Source organism: Candidatus Nitrospira bockiana (assembly GCF_965152565.1).
This window is the reverse complement of sequence record NZ_OZ224215.1, coordinates 2,013,441-2,030,145: the sequence shown is the minus strand read 5'-3', so window position 1 is coordinate 2,030,145 and position 16,705 is coordinate 2,013,441. Positions and strand designations below refer to the sequence as shown.

Here is a 16,705-nt window from a genome sequence, read left to right as displayed (position 1 = left end):
GTCGCGTTGCCTGTATTGTCTTACGCTCGAGCCGTGGGTCAAATGGTCGATGGCGCCTAGAGCTAGCGCAGGTGTGCAAATGCGATTCCTCGAATCGGACCGGTGCTCGCTTCGGAGAGCAGCACCCAAACGGGCAGGGGCTTCCCTCATGACCGCGCCGGCACATCAAGACGGAGGCTTCCGAGTTGAAGGATTCGGACGCCCGATGCATCCGGAACCGGGGTCCGGACATACACGATACCGCCGTCCTCGCTCACTCCTTCAAGCCAGCCGAGCCCGAGCGTGTGATCATCAGCGTTGTTGAGGCCCGCGAGGAGTCCGACAACATCCTCGCCTCGTAGGGCCAGGGCCGGGATGAGATCGGCGCCGCAGCCGTCGAGCGGTGGCCGTCGTACGGGCGAGGCGACGATCAGGACATCGGCCGCCGACAGCGAGAGCGTGCGGCTGCCTGCGAAATAGGCGGCAACCCGACGCGCCCTATAGGCGGAACGTTCCGCGCCCGAGCGCCGTCGGACCCTTTCTGCAATCTTCAGGCGATGGACCTGAACGCCGGCTCGCATACCAACGACCGACAAGAGGGGTTCCAGCTCCGCATCGCGCTGGAAGGCGACCAGATGGCTCGGCGCCATCAATTCGATCTTGCGCAGCTTGATCTGAAATCCAAAACCCGGGGTGACGAGGCCGGTCGTATCGACGAGGACGGCCGCCGCTCCCGCTCGTTGCGCACGGTCCGCCAGCCGTTTCGTCGCAGCGACCATCTGCAGGGCATGCCCCATCGGGGACACCGATCCGATGAACGACAAGGCGTCATATCGGAGATCCTCGTCACCCCATCGGTTGTCACCATGCTCGACAAGCAGCCGAAGCGCGACCGCAGCCGGAGGACCCAGACTGGCCTGTCCAATATCGGCATCGAGAAGAGCCAACGGAAGGCAGCCTTGCCGGCTCAGAGACCGTGCGGCGTTCCTGACCCACGTGGTCTTGCCACTGTCGGGCCCTCCAAGGACGCACACAATGCCCGGGGACTCGACAATGGCACTGATCACCCGTTCAAATGCGGCAGTGGCCGCATCTTCGGGACGGCCCTCGGTCTGATTCAACACATTGCAGCCTGCCCGCTCTCGATGGTTGGACTGCGTTCCCCAGCAAGCGATCGCTGCTCGCCTGATCTCGATGGTAGCCGATTCAGCCTGATGGAAAAAGCGCCACGGCTCCTGCCGAGAAGATCGCGCGAAGGCTCTCATGGCTCCAAGCTCGGGAAGCCGTCTCGCACGCTCGGAGATCGGCGTGATCTCCTCCATCAGGACCCTCCTACGACGTCTTCACCAGCCCCGAAATCAGAGGGGCATCCGATCGTCTCTCAGCGGTGGAAGAAGGCCGTATCGGACACGTACCGGTTTCGGATACCCGCCTTCTCGAGACAGCCGACTACAACCCGGAGAGAAAGAGACTACAGGAAAGAAGCGCATGGACGACTACAAGTGCCTGGATCGACTCAGCAGACTATGGTCATGCGAGTACGGTGGCTGTTCTGGTGTCTGGTCTGCCTGCTGATCGTGTTGCCGTCCGCTACGGAAGCGGAAGGTCTTCCGCCGGGTACACCCGAGCCCAGCCCCGGCCCGACACGGAAACCCGAGCGGCCCTCGGACCTCCCGCCTCCGCCCCCACCATCCCGTATCGATCCCGGGATTCAGCGAGAGCCCGAGACACTGCCCGATACTCCCTCGGTCGTACCTGCGCCCAACGTCGACCCAGAGATGTCGATCAACCCGGAGGCAGCAAGTCCTGGAACCGGGGGCCAGCCGCAAGCCCCGAGCGGACAAGAAGGAGAGCGGGACCGACGTTAGCGACTTCGTATGCTTGTCCCCGTCTGGCGCCATCGGTCGCTCTGGCCTGAGCGGCTGCTTGGCACGAGCCAGCCGTCGAATGTGAGCAGTGCACCCGCGACTGCTGCTCGTCTCCTCCTCATCCCTACAGACCTCACCCTCCATTTCTCATGGTCACCGCCCCGTTCCGCAGTCTATGTTCCGCCTTGAAGGTCGAGTCATGTCACTCTCGCGCCGGAAGTTTCTCAACACCTCCTTGCAGGCCCTCCTCGGTATGGCGGTCACGCCGATCGGCGTCCAGGCACTGTTTCGAGTGCCCGACGGCCCGCCGCCGCTCGAGCAGAATCTCCATCACGTCTCGACGCAGGAGACACGCCTGACTCCGGTGGCCATCACGCAGGACCGCGAGATCGAGGCGGCGGTCACAGCGGCCTTGGAGCATCTCCCTGTCGAGGCGTTGGTGCGCGGGAGGCTGGTCGCCGTCAAACCCAATGAAACGTCCGCCAAACCAGGCGCAACCGGCGCAGTGACGCAGCCGGACACCCTGAGGGCCGTGCTGAGGTACCTCAAGCAGTATGCGCCGCGGCACCTGGTGGTCAGCGGCGGCTCAGGGGCGGCCAAGACCGATGAGGTGTTTCGGGCGGCCGGACTGATGAAGGTGGTGGAGGAGGAAGGCGTGGAATTCTTCGATCACAACCGCCCGCCCTTCGTCTCGGTGGAGCTTCCCTATGCTCCCGAGAAGGAGGTCGCCGGCCCTCAGCACTCGGTTCTCGTGAACCCCCGCGTCCTGGAATACGAGACGGTCGTGGCCTTGAACCAGCTCAAGGTGCATGCCACGGCGACCGTGACGCTGGCCTTGAAGAACATCGCCATGTCCTATCCGCCCGCCGATTACTACGGCTATCCACGCGCACGCCGCGCCCATGAGCATCACTTCATCGACGATCTCCATTCCTTTATTGCCTCCATGGCGAAGCGCTTCCCGATCCAGTTGGCGATCACGGTCGGCCATCCTGCGATGATCGGGAACGGTCCGTTGAACGGCCATGTGGTCGAAACGGGCCTGGTCATCGCCAGCACCGACGCACTGGCGGCCGACGTCGTCGGCGCCTATCTCCTGGGATTCAACATCCAAGCCGTGCGGCATCTTTGGGAAGCCGAGCGTTTGTCGGTGGGCGAAAGCCGAATCGATCGCATGACCTTTCCGGCGATGAGCCTGAAGGAAGCGGTCGGCGCATTTACCCAGGTCGCCTACGGTGAGCGGCTCCACTTCTAGGACGCCGCTCCGGCTCATCCACATCCGCAGCGGCCGCCCCCCGGCGCCGGAACCTCCGCGACGACCCGCCTTGCCGTCCATCCTGCCTGGCCGCATGGCCAGGCGCAGGCGGAGATTTTCCTCCAGACCGACCAGGGCCTCATGCTACAATCCAGCGTGCGCCGCCAACTCCTCCGCAACCGCGCCACGCTTAGCGTTCTCATCAGCACCCTGATCGCGGTCATTTTTGTCAGTGACTGGTTGACCCCGGTCGGTGTGACGCTCGCCTTCCTCTACGTCGTCCCCGTCTATCTGACGCGATTTCTACCCTGGCAGTGGACCATCCCTCTCACGGGGGTGGTGTGCACCTCCCTCGACGTGGTTGCGTGGTTGGGGGCTCCGGCCGGCGGCGAACCCTGGATCGTCGCGGTGAACCGGCTCCTTGCGATCGTCATGATTGCAGGCGCGGCGTACTTGGCGGCCGAGCTGAAGGTCCTCCACGGCTTCCTTCGTGTCTGTTGCAATTGCAAGAAGATCGTGGACGACGAGGGGCACTGGCTGCCGTGGGAAGAATACATCCAGCAGCATTCCGAGGCGGACTTCACACACGGAATCTGCCCCGACTGCGGGGTGAAGCTGTACCCGGAGGCGTTTTCGAAGCGCGTCCGTGAATTGATGAATTCGGGAAAGGCGAAGAGCGGGCCGACCCTGCGCCAATGAGCTACGGTAAGGCGCCGCGCCACCCGCGCGGCGTACTCCTCACGCGGCACATGGACCACTGATTCTCCGCCGGCATGACGAGCAGGAGATGATCCTCGACGACGGCGCGATTCAAGGCTTGCACGGCCCGATTCGCTTCTGAGCTCGTCGCCATCGTCACGAAGCCGAATTGTAGCGACTCCTGCCCCTTGTTTCGAGCCACCTCCGCCACGATCACCACGCCAAACTCGCTGAACAACCGGCGCAGATCCTCGCTTCCATAGCTCGGCGGCAACCCATCGATGAACACCCGCATGGCTCCTCCCCGGGGAAAGGATGACCGACCGACAGGAGGGGCGGCCGGCCATCCCACACGCGACGCGGCACGACGTCGCTCCGTTCCACTATGCCCTTGTGTAGCGCCTCTCACCTAGGTTCACCATCGGAGGTGCACGAATCGGCCGGTCAAGATCATACCTACGTTAATAAACGTAGATCAGTGCCTGGTCGGCGATCGTTTGGGTTTCCGCCGTCTCCGGCGAGCCTCCTGGTGCGTCGTCCGCACGGCTCTCCGACACGTCCTTCGCCGCTCGACCGACAGCGGAACCGGGCTTTCTCCAGTACTGCGCCGGCTGATTGTGCCGTAAGGTGGAGAAAATCCCGGGCCGGAGGGCGGCGATGAAAAAGCTCTTGCTCGTCGAAGACGAACCGCACAGCCGAACGATGCTGGAATGGGTCCTCACGAGTTACGGCTATCAGGTGGAGAGCATCGACAGCGGGGCCGGCGCCCTGGCCTTACTGCGGCACCGGCATTTCGACGGCATCCTCCTCGACATCATGCTGATCGACCTGGACGGGTTCGAAGTCCTGCGCCAACTGAAAGCCGAAGCCTATGACGCACCCATCCTCGTGATCACCGGCTATCACTACCTCGCCCTCAAGGCCGTCCGCGATGGTGCCGATGACTTCCTCGTCAAACCGTTCGCGAACCGGAACCTGCGAACCCTGATCGAACGCTGGGTCGGCCCGGCTCAGGTCGGCGCCGCCTGCGGATGAACCGCGTCCTCGCGCCCCGTACCGGTCGGGCAAGACCCTGAGCGGCCGATCCCGGCGCGCTCCGCACGACCGCCAGCGAACGCTTCTCCCGTCCCATGGCCGGGCTTCGCGGACATGCCCTCCATCGCCTCCGAGACCCTCCCTGAAGCATTACGGAACGCCTCGGAATCCCGCCGTTCTCGATCCTCGGTTATACTTCTAGTGGCCCGGCCACAGCCGGGTGGCCGAGCGGAGGAGCGACGATGGCGCCAGCCAAGCTGCTGATGAAGCTCACCGACGCCGTCCGCGAGGACGTGTCGCTGGATCGGCCGGAGTTGACGATCGGTCGCGCGGCCGACAATGATCTGGTCATCGATCATCTCGCGGTCTCCGCTCACCACGCACGCATCGTCAAGATCCAGACGACATTCTATCTCGAAGACCTCGGCAGCACGAACGGCACCTACATCAACAACACCAGGATCGACGAGCAGCCGCTGAAGCACGGGGATGAGATCCTGATCGCCACCCATCGGTTCCTGTTCCAGGATGCGACCGAAATCGACCCTCCCGGGGACGGACCCAGCTTGGAGAAGACGGTGGTGCTCGAGCGTCCGAGCCAGGCGACGGCCCAACCCGCGCCGAAGATCGCGACGCTGCTCGTGACCGCAGGGAAGACGGACCGAACGCACTACCAGGTCAGCGCCGGTGTCGTGATCCTGGGGGCCGACGAGCATGCCACGATCAAGCTGACCGGGTGGTTTGCACCGAAGAAGGCCGCGGTCTTCCGCCGCGACCGCCACGGGTACTCCGTGTGGCCCGGGCCGGATGGAAAGCAGGTCCTCGTCAATCATGTCCCGATCATCGGCCCCACTCCGCTGGCTGACGGCGATGTCATCGAAGCCGCCGGCGTAACGCTGAGCTTCTATCAAGGAGAGAAGGTCTAGCCGACGGCCGCACGGACGCCGGGCGATCCTTCCTCCCATCCGCCGTTCCGCAACCCCTCGCCACCCGCGACATCAGGCCGGTCCCATTGCACCGAGGCATGGACTTTGAGTATCGTGAGCCCGGTATGGCAACGCGCGACCGCGACTGGCCGGGATATACCCAGTGGTACTGTTGTCCGAAATGCCACCGTCTCTGGACGTTTCAAGGGAAAGAGATCGTGGTCCTGGACGCGGCATTGGCGCTGGCACCGGCCCAACCGACGGCCGGCATCCCACCCCGGCTCTGCTCGGTATGCGAAGGTAAGACGGCTTCCGTCGCCGCAGAAATTTGACTCGGCGCGCGTGTCAGGAAGGATCGGCGAACCGTTGCCGGAACAGTCGCTGGCGGCGCGAGGACCCATGCAGAGCGGCGAACAGATGCCCGCGAAAGAGGAGCATGGCGACGGCCACGGGCGGCGTGAGGAGGAGTAGGATCCAGCTCGCTTCTTCGGGCAGGCCGAGATAGAGGAGCCAGGCCTTGAGCAGCGTGAAGGGCAGGACGAGGACCTGGAAAAAATCCAAGCCGGCTCCCCGCCCCAAGCGACGCGAGAGATCGAAGAAGAAGGACAGGCCGAACGGGGCAAGGACCAGCGCGAGCGGCAAGAACCACTCGATCCAGTTCTCGATCACGAACTCGTAGCTCTCCCTGAGGACGTCCAACGGCGAATCGTGCCGGACCTGGTAGATCACCTCAGGGGCGGGGTTGAGCAGGATGAACAGCAGCAGGAAGATCGCCGCGGAAATGAGCGGCCCGTTCGGGTTCGCCGCCATCGCCTTGTCCAGCACCAGCATCGGCACCCACAACACGAACCCCACCCCGATCACGTCCCAGAAGTAACGGCCGAAGCTCTCGACGATATCCTGGAAGCCGATGACGCGGGATCCCTTGATCGTCTGCTCGATCAGGCTGAGGGTCGCCCCGATCAGCAGCGCGTTGACGGCGCCCAGGAGGAACCCGCCGAGCATCCCCAGCGGAACGGCGATCTGCGTCGCCAGTACCATCAGCGCGGCGAAGACGATGACGGCCACGGTCGTCCTCCATCCACGCCGAAAGGAGCGGACGGTCGCCTCGAGCGCCTCACGGTACAGCCGAAGCGTGGCCGTCACCATCTCCGTCACGGGCCGACCCTCCCGGCTCGGGTCCGCCTGTCCGCCTCCAGGCCGGCGCCGAGCCAGCGCCCGGCCCACCGCGTCAACCAGCCCGCTGGAAGCACGCCGGTCCCGGCACGCAGCAGGCCACCTTGCCACCCGACCGTGACGACCACCCGACCCCGTTGCAGACCGCGCAGGGAAGCCGCGGCCACTTCCTCGGCCGTACGGGCGCCGAGCGGATGGTCGGGACGGAAGCCGGCGGTTCGGTGAAAATCCGTCTCCGTGCTGCCCGGGCAGCAGACCTGCAGCCGGACGCCGAACGGGGCCACCTCTTCGGCCAAGGCCCGGGTGAAGCTGATCAAGAAGGCCTTCGTGGCCGCATATTCGGCCATGTACGGGACGGCCAGGAACCCGGCCGTTGACGCGACGACCACGATGGAGCCGGACCGACGCTCCAGCATACCGGGCAGAAACAGGCGGGTGGCGCCGACGACCGTGTCGAGGTGCAGTCGGAGCATCTCTTGAATCCTCGGCATGGGGTGATCGATGAACCGCCCGAAGAGACCGAACCCGGCGTTGTTGACCAACAGCGACACGGACGCGGCGCGTTGCCGGGCCGCGACGAACAGCCGTTCGGCCGCGTCTCTGTCGGCCAGATTCATCGCCTCCACGTCCACCGCGACGCCGTGCTGCTTCCCGATCTCGTCGGCAAGCGCCGCCAGGCGAGGCCGATCGCGCGCCACGAGCAAGAGATCATAGCCTCGGGCTGCGAGCGCCTTCGCATAGGCGGCGCCGATCCCGCGTGAGGCGCCGGTGATGACCGCAAAAGGGTTCGAGTGCTCCTTCACTGGTTCCTTGCCTCGTGCGACGGTCTGGCGCGCGACAATAGTCGGTCTGCGCCGATGAGTCAATATGACCCCACGGTCTGGTCCTCTTCGCCTCGCTCCGCATGGAGCGCGGCGCTCGTCTGCGTCCCGTACCGAGTAGCTTGTACGCGGTTGGACTCGTTGATATCCTGCCGGCTGTACGCGGACCGTGGATCCGTCACCATCCTTCACCATGTTCCTGATCACCGAGGCCTTTGCCGGCCACGCCGGAGATCTGCCCCCCATGCCGCACGAAATCATGGGAGGCCTGGCTGTGCTCGCGGTTCTCGGGATCGTGCTGGTCGTGCTCGGCGCCCTCGGCGTCTGGCTGCTCTTCAAGATCGAACGCCGCTTGCGAAAGCCCGACTAGGGCCGGTGCTCATTTTCTTCTGCCGCCCCGCGTTGACTTGGCACGGTCAGTGCTTATTCCGATCACTAGCCCCAGATCACTTCCAAGGAGCTCGTATGGACTTGAACCGGATGACAGTCAAACTGCAAGAGGCCTTACAGTCGGCTTCAGCCGAGGCGATGCGGCGCAGCCATCAAGGCATCGACGTCGAGCATCTCTTGCTCGCCTTGATCGGGCAGTCGGACGGCATGACGCCCCCCTTGCTCGAAGCAGCAGGCCTCGCGGTCCCATCGGTGAAGCAAGCAGCCGAGCAGGCGCTCGCGAAGCTGCCCCAAGTACAGGGCGCGGGAGGCGCCCCCGGGCAACTGCATATCACGTCCCGCCTCTCACAGGTGCTCAGCCGCGCCGAGCAGGAAATGCAGGCGCTGCACGACGAGTACGTGAGCGTCGAGCACGTGTTGCTGGCCATGGTCGAGGAAGGCGGCGTCTTTCGCCGACTCGGCGTCACACGCGATCGTTTCCTGGCCGCGCTGCAACAGGTACGCGGCAATCAGCGGGTCACCAGCCAGGACCCCGAAGGCACGTATCAGGCGCTCGAGAAGTACGGGCGTGATCTGACGAAGCTCGCCGGTCTCGGCAAGCTCGACCCCGTGATCGGGCGCGACGACGAGATCCGGCGCGTCATTCAGATCCTGTCGCGCCGCACCAAGAACAACCCCGTCTTGATCGGAGAGCCGGGCGTCGGAAAGACGGCGATCGTCGAAGGCCTGGCGCAGCGGATCGTCAAGGGAGACGTACCGGATGGGCTGAAGCAGAAACGCCTCATCGGGCTCGACATGGGGGCCTTGGTGGCCGGGGCGAAATATCGCGGCGAGTTCGAGGAGCGCCTCAAGGCGGTGCTGAAAGAAATTCAGGCGGCGCAAGGCCAGATCCTCCTGTTCATCGATGAATTGCACACCGTGGTCGGGGCCGGAGCCGCGGAGGGCGCCATGGACGCGGCCAATCTGCTCAAGCCCATGCTCGCGCGCGGCGAGCTGCACTTGATCGGCGCCACCACGCTCGACGAATACCGCAAGCACATCGAGAAGGATGCCGCGTTGGAGCGGCGGTTCCAGCCGGTCATGGTGGACCAGCCGTCGGTCGAAGATACGATCTCGATCTTGCGCGGCCTCAAGGAACGGTACGAGGTGCATCACGGCGTGCGGATCAAGGATTCCGCGCTCGTCGCCGCCGCCAAGCTCTCGCACCGGTACATCGGTGATCGCTTCCTGCCCGACAAGGCCATCGACCTCGTCGATGAGGCCGCGGCACGGCTGCGGACCGAGATCGACAGCCTCCCCGTGGCGCTGGATGAAGTCTCACGGAAGGTCCTGCAACTGGAGATCGAGCGCGAAGCGCTCCGCAAAGAAACCGACCCGGGCAGCCGGGCGCGCCTCGAGGCGCTGGAGAAGGAGTTGGCCGAAAAACGGCGCGACCTCGAAGCCCTGAAGGCGCACTGGGAAGCGGAAAAAGTGTCCGTCAGCCGGCTCCGCAAGCTTCGGCAACAGATCGAAGGCGTCAAACAGGAGATCGAGCGGGCGGAACGCTCGTACGACCTCAACCGCGTCGCGGAGCTCCGCTACGGGGAGCTGCCGCGCCTCGAACGCGAGCTGCAGGCCGAGGAGCAGCATCTGGTCAAGAAGCAGGGTGAAAGCCGGTTGCTCAAGGAGGAGGTGGACGAAGAGGACATCGCGCTCGTCGTCAGCCGGTGGACGGGCATCCCCGTCACCCGGTTGATGGAAGGCGAGCTCCAAAAGCTGTTGCGGCTGGAGGAGCTGCTCCACCAGCGGGTCGTGGGACAGGACGAGGCCGTGCGGGCCGTGGCCGACGCCGTGTTGCGGGCGCGCTCGGGGATCAAGGACCCCAACCGACCGATCGGCTCCTTTCTGTTCCTCGGCCCGACCGGCGTGGGGAAGACCGAGTTGGCCCGCGCCTTGGCGGCCACCCTGTTCGATGATGAAAACAATCTGATCCGGATCGACATGTCCGAGTACATGGAGAAGCATACGGTCGCCCGGTTGATCGGGGCCCCGCCCGGCTACGTCGGCTACGAAGAGGGCGGCCAACTCACCGAAGCGGTCCGGCGGCGGCCGTTCGCGGTCATCCTGTTCGACGAGATCGAGAAGGCGCACAACGACGTCTTCAATGTGCTCTTGCAGGTCTTGGACGACGGACGGCTCACGGATTCACAAGGGCGGACCGTCGATTTCAAGAACACGGTCTTGATCATGACGTCGAACATCGGCAGTCAGGACATCCTCGAGATGCAGCAGCGCCGGCAGTCGTACGAGGAGATCCGGAGCGTGGTCATGGCCGAGTTGCGGCGCCACTTCCGGCCGGAATTCCTCAATCGGGTCGACGAGACGGTCGTCTTCCATCCGCTGACCTCCGACGACCTGATCCAGATCGTGGACATTCAATTGGGACGCCTGCGGGAGCGGCTCGCCGAGCGGCGGATCACGCTCGCGCTGACGCCGGCGGCTCTCCGGGACGTGGCGCGGCGCGGCTACGATCCGGTGTATGGAGCCAGACCGCTGAAGCGCTTGATCCAGCAGGACATCGAGACGCCGATCGCGCGCCTGCTGGTGAAGGGCGAGCTGCGGGACGGCGACACGGCGACCGTGGACCTCAAAGACGGCCATCTGGAGGTGATCCCGACCGTCGGCGCCGCTTGACTTGCGCCGCCTCGGGATTATCTCCAGCCCTAGACATCGGCACCGAGGCGGCCAGCCGAGCCATCGAAAGGAGGGTCCTATGGCACTACCAACCTATGCGTTCGATGTCGACAAGTTTCTGAACGAGGCGCTGCGCGTCACGACTTCATGGGCCCCGGCCTGCAACAGCTACGAAGACGAACGGGGCTTTTGGATCCAGGTCGCGCTGCCCGGGATGGACCGAAAAGACGTTGAAATCATCGTGGAAGACGACGTGCTCACGATCAAGGGCGAGCGGAAGGACGAGAGCGCGGAAAACCGCACGTACTTTGCCCATGAAATTCCGTCCGGCGCGTTTTCGCGGTCGTTCCGGCTTCCGAACACGGTGGACCAGAATCGGGTGAGCGCGACCTTCAAGGACGGCGTGCTGACGGTGGAACTGCCGAAGCGCGAAGAGATGAAACCGCGACGCATCGCGATCGAATAAGCCGGGACGGTTCACGTGCGGCGGGCGGTTCGGCCGCCCGCCTCGTTCGTGATCTAGCCCAGCGCGACCGCCCCGCCTTTGAGGTCCGTATCGGTTCCCGCCATCTTGGTCTTCTCGACCCGCCATTCGTGAGGAAGGATCTCCAGCCGGTGTCCCTTCACGGTGATGAAGTCGCCCTGGGTGATCGACACCCGGCCCGGCTGCTTCACGTCCATGTGCAACACGATCTTCCCGGACTCCGCGTGCTTGAGAACGAGCCTGGTCGGCGTCTTCTCCAATTCATGAGCCCGGCGTTCGTTGAACGCGATCGTGCTGTCCACGATCTTCAGCGTCACCCGGCCGGCGTCATCGAACATCACGAAACTCACCAGCAACGGCCCTTCCGGCTTGCGCAGCGCAATGGTCATCTGCGGCACGCCTTCGATCTCGATCGTGCCGTCGGTATTCCGATACAGGTTCGACCCGATCTCAACGTCCATGGATCGCCATCCTCTTGGCCTTGTTAGGGTTTACGAATACGGTTCAAGATCAACGCAATGCAGCCGCCCAGCAACCCGCCGCCCATGATCGCGGTGAAGACCTCGACCAGCTTCACTTCCCACAGCGAGCCCTGCGCCTGCATGATCTCGCGAATGCCGCCTTGCAGCATGATCACGGCCATGGCCATCAAGGCCCCGACCATGAACCACCAGGCAAAGATCCGCAAGGACGACATCGTCAGGGGATGTCGCGTTGCCGATCCAGCGAGCGGTACTGGATGGCCTCGGCGACGTGCGGGACGCGGATGTGCTCGGACCCGTCGAGATCCGCGACGGTGCGGGCGACGCAAAGGATTCTTCCGTAGGCCCGGGCGGACAGGTGAAGCTTGGTCATCACCTGCTCGAGCAGGTCCTGGCCCGCGCGATCCAACGCACAATACTTCTTCACGTGCCGCGGCTTCAGTTGCGCGTTGCTGAAGATCCCGTCCTCGCGGTAGCGCGCCGCTTGGCGGCGGCGGGCTTCCGTCACCCGAGCGCGGATCGCGCCCGATCCTTCCTGCCGGCTCTCCGCCCCGAGCTCCCGGACCGGGACCGGAGGGACCTCGATGTGGATATCGAGCCGGTCCAACAGAGGCCCCGACAATCGACCCCGGTAGCGGCGGATCTGGTACGGCGTGCAGAGGCACTCCTTGGTCCGATCGCCGTAATAGCCGCACGGACAGGGATTCATCGCGGCCACGAGCATGACGCGGGCGGGATAGCGCAACGATGCGTTGACGCGGGTGAGCGTCACGGAGCCGTCTTCCAGCGGCTGCCGGAGCCCGTCCAAGACGTGTCGCTTGAATTCGAGGATCTCGTCCAGGAACAGGACGCCGTGATGGGCCAAGGAGACCTCCCCGGGTTTGGGGACGACGCCGCCCCCGATGAGCCCCGCATCCGAGATGCTGTGATGCGGAGCGCGAAACGGCCTCGCGTTCAGCAACGGACGGGCGGGTTCGAGCAGCCCCGCCGCGCTGTGGACCCGGGTGGTCTCGATCGCCTCTTCCCGCTCGAGCGGCGGAAGGATGCCGGGAATGCGGCGGGCGAGCATGGTCTTGCCCGAACCCGGCGGCCCGACCATGAGAATATTGTGTCCGCCGGCCGCCGCCACCTCGAGCGCGCGTTTGGCGTGTTCCTGCCCGCGGACGTCGGCGAAGTCCTCGTCGTCGTGACCCGCAGGGTTCGAGAGTACCGCCGCATCGGTCCGTGCCGGGACCAATCCCGTCCGTCCGCAGAGGAACTCCACGACCTCTGGGAGCGTGCGGACCGGGTACGCCTGGGCCCCTTCGACGATCGCCGCCTCGGCGGCGTTGTCCGGCGCCAGCAGCAGCTCGTAGTCCTTCCGGAAGGCCAGCCCCATCGACAAGGCGCCGGGAACCGGCTTGATCCGTCCGTCGAGCGACAGCTCCCCGCACAGCACACGGCGGTGCAGCGCCTCGGCCGGGATCAGCTCTTCCGCCACCAGGATTCCCACCGCCATGGCGAGGTCCAGACCCGACCCTTCTTTCTTCAAATCGGCCGGCGCGAGATTGACCGTAATCTTCTTGACCGGGAAGGAAAAACCCGTGTTCTTGAGGGCCGAACGCACGCGATCCCGGCTCTCGCGGACCGTCGCGTCCGGCAGTCCGACCACGGAAAATTGAGGAAGGCCGCCGCTGATGTCCACCTCGACCTCGACGAGGTGGGCATCGAGTCCGATCATGGCTGCGCTCAGGACTTTGGCGAGCACCTGGGCTCCAAGGTGGAAAGGCTCATGTGATCGATCGGCCGCGGCCTTGCATCGCGCGGCGATTATAGGCGGCGCCTCCGCCGCTTTTCAACACGACGGTCGAGGAACCGGGCGTCACGGCCCACGGTGGATCAGATCCGCGCGTGGTTCGTCTGCGCGATTTTCCAGACGCCGACAATCGCCGCCCCTCCATCGCCTCATCGCTGGATCAGCCCTGCCGCCTCGCGTATAATCCCGGCATGCGCCTTCGGGTTTTCCCTCCGTGGAGCCTGGCTCGCCTCGCCGCGCTCACTCCATGGTCCGCGTCATCCTCCGCAATGTTGTCCCTGGCGGAGTCCGTCTTGGCGGCTCTCCTCGTCTGGGCGTTCGCCGCGGGGGCCCACGCGGAGGAGCGCGGGCTTCCAGGCACCTGGAAGATCGCTGCGCCGGCGCCGACGAAACGGACCGAGGTGGCGGCCGCGGCCGTGGCCGGCCGGATTTACGTCGTCGGCGGCTTCGAGGAGCCGTCGATGAGCAGCCTCCGAGACCTCTCGATCACCACCAAAGTCGAGGTCTACGATCCGACGACCGACCGGTGGGAGAACGGCGTGCCGCTGCCGGTCGGCCTCCATCACGTCGGGATCGGGGTGGTGGGAAGTCGGCTCTACGTCATCGGCGGCTTCACCCGGTCGCTCCTCTCGGTGTGGAAGCCCGTGTCGACGGTGTACGCCTATGACGTCGAGGAGCGCCGCTGGTCCGAGGAGCCGTCCATGCCGACGGCGCGCGGCGCGCTCGCGGTCGCGGAATCGAACGGCAAACTCTACGCCGTCGGCGGATTCGACGGGGACGGCAATACCGCCGCCGTGGAGGAGTACGACCCCGCGGCCCGGCGATGGCGCCCCCGAGCCCCGCTCCCCACCGCACGCGACCACCTGGCCGCCGCCGTCCTGGACGGCAAGCTGTACGCGGTCGGCGGGCGCCTCGATCGCGACTACCGGCGGAATCTGAGCGTCAACGAGGCCTACGATCCCATCGCCGACCGCTGGACGGCGCGGGCCGACCTGCCGACGCCGCGAAGCGGGATCACCGCGGCCGTGCTCGGGGAACGGATCTACGTGCTCGGCGGAGAAGGACCCGCGGGAACGTTCGCCACCAACGAAGCGTATGACCCCGTTCACGACCGTTGGGCGGCGATGGCCCCGCTGCCTACGGCGCGCCACGGGCTCGGCTCAGCCGTGGTCGGCTCTCGCCTCTACGTGATCAGCGGCGGCCCTCGTCCGGGCGGATCGTTCAGCGATGCCAACGAGGTGTTCGAGCCGCCGCCGGTTGGCGCCGCCGCGCCGCAGGGCCGCGCCAGCGCCAAACAGGTCGGGGCCGTGATGGCGATGCTCGCCACGTTCGAGGACGCCGGCATCCTTCCGCCGCAATCCAGCCCGGACGCCAACCGCTTGATCAAGGCGCTCATCCAATTTCAGGCGGCCTTCCTGAAAAGCCCGGAGCCGGCGGTCCGCAGCCTCCTTGCCGGCGCCCTGGCTGAAGCGCTCGGCGATCGCGCCCCGGCGGTCCTGGATCGGTTTGCGACCGAGGGCTGGACGTCCGAGGTCTTGGAAGCCGTCATCGACTACGCGCAGCGCCACGATGTGTGGGCACACGCCGACGTACGAGAAGCCTTTCGGGGCTATAACGTGGGGCAGGAGGACTTCGCGCTCCTGGCCGCGGTGTTCGTCGATGCCCGGCGGCAATTGGCCGCAAAGGGGCCGGGCATCCATGCTCGTTTCATGGAACGGCGACGGGAAATGCCGGGTGGGTCGTAAGGCTCACGAGCGACCTTTACTCTCAAAGGAGGCTGCCATGCCGACGCGGGCGTATATTCTCATCAAGGTGAAGGCGGGAAAGACCAAGGACGTGGTCAAGGCGCTCAAGAAAGTGGCGGGAGTCGAGCAGGTCCACCCCTGTTTCGGTCAGCCCGACATTTTCAGCTTCGTCAACGTCCCCGATGAGAAGGCGCTGTCTGATGTCGTGATCACCAAAGTCCACACGATCGACGGGGTCGAGGAGACCGACACGCACATCGTGGCCGATACGTGATCCGTGCCCTTCACTTCCTGTTAGATTCGAGCCCTGGGCCTTGTTCAACCAAATCCTGCCAGGCGCACCGGCTGCCCCGTCAAGGCGGAGGCATAGCAGGCATCGACGGCCTCCACCGCCTTCTGGCCGTCACGGCCGGTGACCGGCATGGGCGCATGCCTTTCGAGGCCTTCGAGGAACGCCGTGAGCGTCGCCACGATCGTCGCGCTCGGAGGAAAGGTCCGCTCCTCCAGCGGCTGACCGGGAAGCGCGCAGACGAGATGGGAGCGCGACCAGTCCGCAAGCAGTTGCCCGCCGTCAGCCACCCACTCCACCCGGCAGACCCGCACGGCGCTGACCCGCGAGAGATCGACCAGACACGGATGACCGCCGGTGGTCCGGATCTCGGCGAGCACCCGCGTCTCCTGCCCGGAATTCCCCCGCTCTATCCCGCACCGCACGTCGCCGATCTCCTCCCCGGTTACGAACCGGATCAAGTCGAACAGGTGCACGCCGATCTCGAGCAGGAGACCACGGCCGCCGTACTCGGCCGGAACCTTGCCGACGAAGCGGTCGGCCTCCATGCGTGCAGTCAGGACGATGTAGCGCAACGGTCCCAAGCCGGGCGTCTCCCTTTTCAGCGCCTGGATCGTCTCGTCGAACCGGAGCGTCTGGGCGGTCATCAACGGCACCCCGGCGGCCTCCGCCGCTTCCGCCATGTGCGCGGCCTCCAAGGCGGTGCAGGCCAGCGGCTTCTCGATCAAGATCGGCTTTCGAGCCCGGACCGCGGCCAAACACAGAGCGGGCGAGAAGGCGGGCGGCGTGACGACGATCACCGCCTCGACATCGGGGTCGGCGATCAGCTTCTCCGCGTCCGGATAGAACCGGAGATCATTCGCCTCGGCGAATCCCCGTCCACTCGCCTCGTCTCGACGAGACACGGCGATGAGCCTGGCGCCGGGCAGCGGGGCGAGCAAGTGACGGGCGTACCGCATCCCATGACGACCGAGCCCGATCAATCCGACGCCGACAGCTCCCATCCGTCTGGTCCCTTCCAGTCTCGTCCCTTCCGAAGGTTCACCGCGTCCGGCATTCTAACAGGAGGCGGCGGGAAGTGCACCGAG

Annotated in this window: 18 protein-coding genes; 10 read left to right on the top strand and 8 right to left on the bottom strand. The window is 65.4% G+C overall.

The window, feature by feature from the left end:
* Positions 1-146 precede the first annotated feature (146 nt).
* Positions 147-1,301 (bottom strand): Clp1/GlmU family protein, encoded by a 1,155-nt coding sequence (locus tag ACWHYV_RS09950; RefSeq protein WP_447980483.1) that lies wholly within the window; start codon positions 1,299-1,301, stop codon positions 147-149.
* 745 nt (positions 1,302-2,046) lie between these two features.
* Between ACWHYV_RS09950 and ACWHYV_RS09945 the strand changes: the two genes are divergently transcribed.
* The gene (locus ACWHYV_RS09945) at positions 2,047-3,102 is read left to right on the top strand and encodes a DUF362 domain-containing protein (protein WP_447980482.1); all 1,056 of its coding nucleotides are present in this window, start codon (positions 2,047-2,049) and stop codon (positions 3,100-3,102) included.
* A gap of 141 nt (positions 3,103-3,243) precedes the next feature.
* On the top strand, positions 3,244-3,801 hold the full coding sequence (locus tag ACWHYV_RS09940) for a hypothetical protein (protein ID WP_447980481.1): 558 nt from the start codon (positions 3,244-3,246) through the stop codon (positions 3,799-3,801).
* Position 3,802: 1 nt separating this feature from the next.
* On the opposite strand, the gene ACWHYV_RS09935 is transcribed toward ACWHYV_RS09940, so the two are convergent.
* Positions 3,803-4,096, bottom strand: a complete 294-nt coding sequence (locus tag ACWHYV_RS09935; protein ID WP_447980480.1) for an RNA recognition motif domain-containing protein — start codon at positions 4,094-4,096, stop codon at positions 3,803-3,805.
* A gap of 362 nt (positions 4,097-4,458) precedes the next feature.
* Between ACWHYV_RS09935 and ACWHYV_RS09930 the strand changes: the two genes are divergently transcribed.
* The 3 genes from ACWHYV_RS09930 to ACWHYV_RS09920 all read left to right on the top strand — a co-directional run bounded on the left by ACWHYV_RS09930 (position 4,459) and on the right by ACWHYV_RS09920 (position 6,094).
* The gene (locus ACWHYV_RS09930) at positions 4,459-4,836 is read left to right on the top strand and encodes a response regulator (RefSeq protein ID WP_447980479.1); all 378 of its coding nucleotides are present in this window, start codon (positions 4,459-4,461) and stop codon (positions 4,834-4,836) included.
* A gap of 242 nt (positions 4,837-5,078) precedes the next feature.
* Entirely contained in the window at positions 5,079-5,762 is a 684-nt protein-coding gene (locus tag ACWHYV_RS09925) for an FHA domain-containing protein (protein WP_447980478.1), read from the top strand.
* A gap of 125 nt (positions 5,763-5,887) precedes the next feature.
* A complete protein-coding gene (locus ACWHYV_RS09920) occupies positions 5,888-6,094 on the top strand; it encodes a hypothetical protein (RefSeq protein ID WP_447980477.1) in 207 nt (68 codons plus the stop codon).
* Between the two features lie 13 nt (positions 6,095-6,107).
* Here ACWHYV_RS09920 and ACWHYV_RS09915 read toward each other — a convergent pair whose 3' ends face one another.
* A complete protein-coding gene (locus ACWHYV_RS09915) occupies positions 6,108-6,920 on the bottom strand; it encodes a hypothetical protein (protein ID WP_447980476.1) in 813 nt (270 codons plus the stop codon).
* Positions 6,917-7,741 carry an SDR family NAD(P)-dependent oxidoreductase gene (locus ACWHYV_RS09910; protein WP_447980475.1) on the bottom strand — a complete coding sequence of 275 codons (825 nt, stop codon included), beginning with the start codon at positions 7,739-7,741 and terminating at the stop codon, positions 6,917-6,919. Before ACWHYV_RS09910 ends, ACWHYV_RS09915 begins: the two co-directional genes overlap by 4 nt.
* A 187-nt stretch (positions 7,742-7,928) precedes the next feature.
* On the opposite strand from ACWHYV_RS09910, the gene ACWHYV_RS09905 reads away from it, so the two are divergent.
* The 3 genes from ACWHYV_RS09905 (at position 7,929) to ACWHYV_RS09895 (ending at position 11,288) form a co-directional block, all read left to right on the top strand.
* Positions 7,929-8,129, top strand: coding sequence for a hypothetical protein (locus tag ACWHYV_RS09905; protein WP_447980474.1), 201 nt, complete (start codon positions 7,929-7,931; stop codon positions 8,127-8,129).
* A 95-nt stretch (positions 8,130-8,224) separates the two neighbouring features.
* Positions 8,225-10,822, top strand: coding sequence for an ATP-dependent chaperone ClpB (clpB, locus tag ACWHYV_RS09900; protein WP_447980473.1), 2,598 nt, complete (start codon positions 8,225-8,227; stop codon positions 10,820-10,822).
* Between the two features lie 79 nt (positions 10,823-10,901).
* Positions 10,902-11,288 (top strand): Hsp20/alpha crystallin family protein, encoded by a 387-nt coding sequence (locus ACWHYV_RS09895; RefSeq protein ID WP_447980472.1) that lies wholly within the window; start codon positions 10,902-10,904, stop codon positions 11,286-11,288.
* A gap of 53 nt (positions 11,289-11,341) precedes the next feature.
* On the opposite strand, the gene ACWHYV_RS09890 is transcribed toward ACWHYV_RS09895, so the two are convergent.
* The 3 genes from ACWHYV_RS09890 to ACWHYV_RS09880 are packed head-to-tail and all read right to left on the bottom strand — an operon-like array spanning position 11,342 to position 13,535.
* Positions 11,342-11,767, bottom strand: coding sequence for a hypothetical protein (locus ACWHYV_RS09890; protein WP_447980471.1), 426 nt, complete (start codon positions 11,765-11,767; stop codon positions 11,342-11,344).
* A 23-nt stretch (positions 11,768-11,790) separates the two neighbouring features.
* Complete coding sequence (locus ACWHYV_RS09885; RefSeq protein ID WP_447980470.1) at positions 11,791-11,994, bottom strand: hypothetical protein; 204 nt, start codon at positions 11,992-11,994, stop codon at positions 11,791-11,793.
* A gap of 11 nt (positions 11,995-12,005) precedes the next feature.
* On the bottom strand, positions 12,006-13,535 hold the full coding sequence (locus ACWHYV_RS09880; RefSeq protein ID WP_447980469.1) for a YifB family Mg chelatase-like AAA ATPase: 1,530 nt from the start codon (positions 13,533-13,535) through the stop codon (positions 12,006-12,008).
* Between the two features lie 341 nt (positions 13,536-13,876).
* Here ACWHYV_RS09880 and ACWHYV_RS09875 point away from each other — a divergent pair, with 341 nt between their 5' ends.
* The gene (locus tag ACWHYV_RS09875; protein ID WP_447980468.1) at positions 13,877-15,328 is read left to right on the top strand and encodes a Kelch repeat-containing protein; all 1,452 of its coding nucleotides are present in this window, start codon (positions 13,877-13,879) and stop codon (positions 15,326-15,328) included.
* Positions 15,329-15,365: 37 nt separating this feature from the next.
* Positions 15,366-15,602, top strand: a complete 237-nt coding sequence (locus ACWHYV_RS09870; RefSeq protein ID WP_447980467.1) for an Lrp/AsnC family transcriptional regulator — start codon at positions 15,366-15,368, stop codon at positions 15,600-15,602.
* Between the two features lie 44 nt (positions 15,603-15,646).
* Here the strand turns inward: ACWHYV_RS09870 and ACWHYV_RS09865 are convergent, their stop codons facing one another.
* Positions 15,647-16,621, bottom strand: coding sequence for a Gfo/Idh/MocA family protein (locus ACWHYV_RS09865; RefSeq protein ID WP_447980466.1), 975 nt, complete (start codon positions 16,619-16,621; stop codon positions 15,647-15,649).
* Positions 16,622-16,705: the final 84 nt, after the last annotated feature.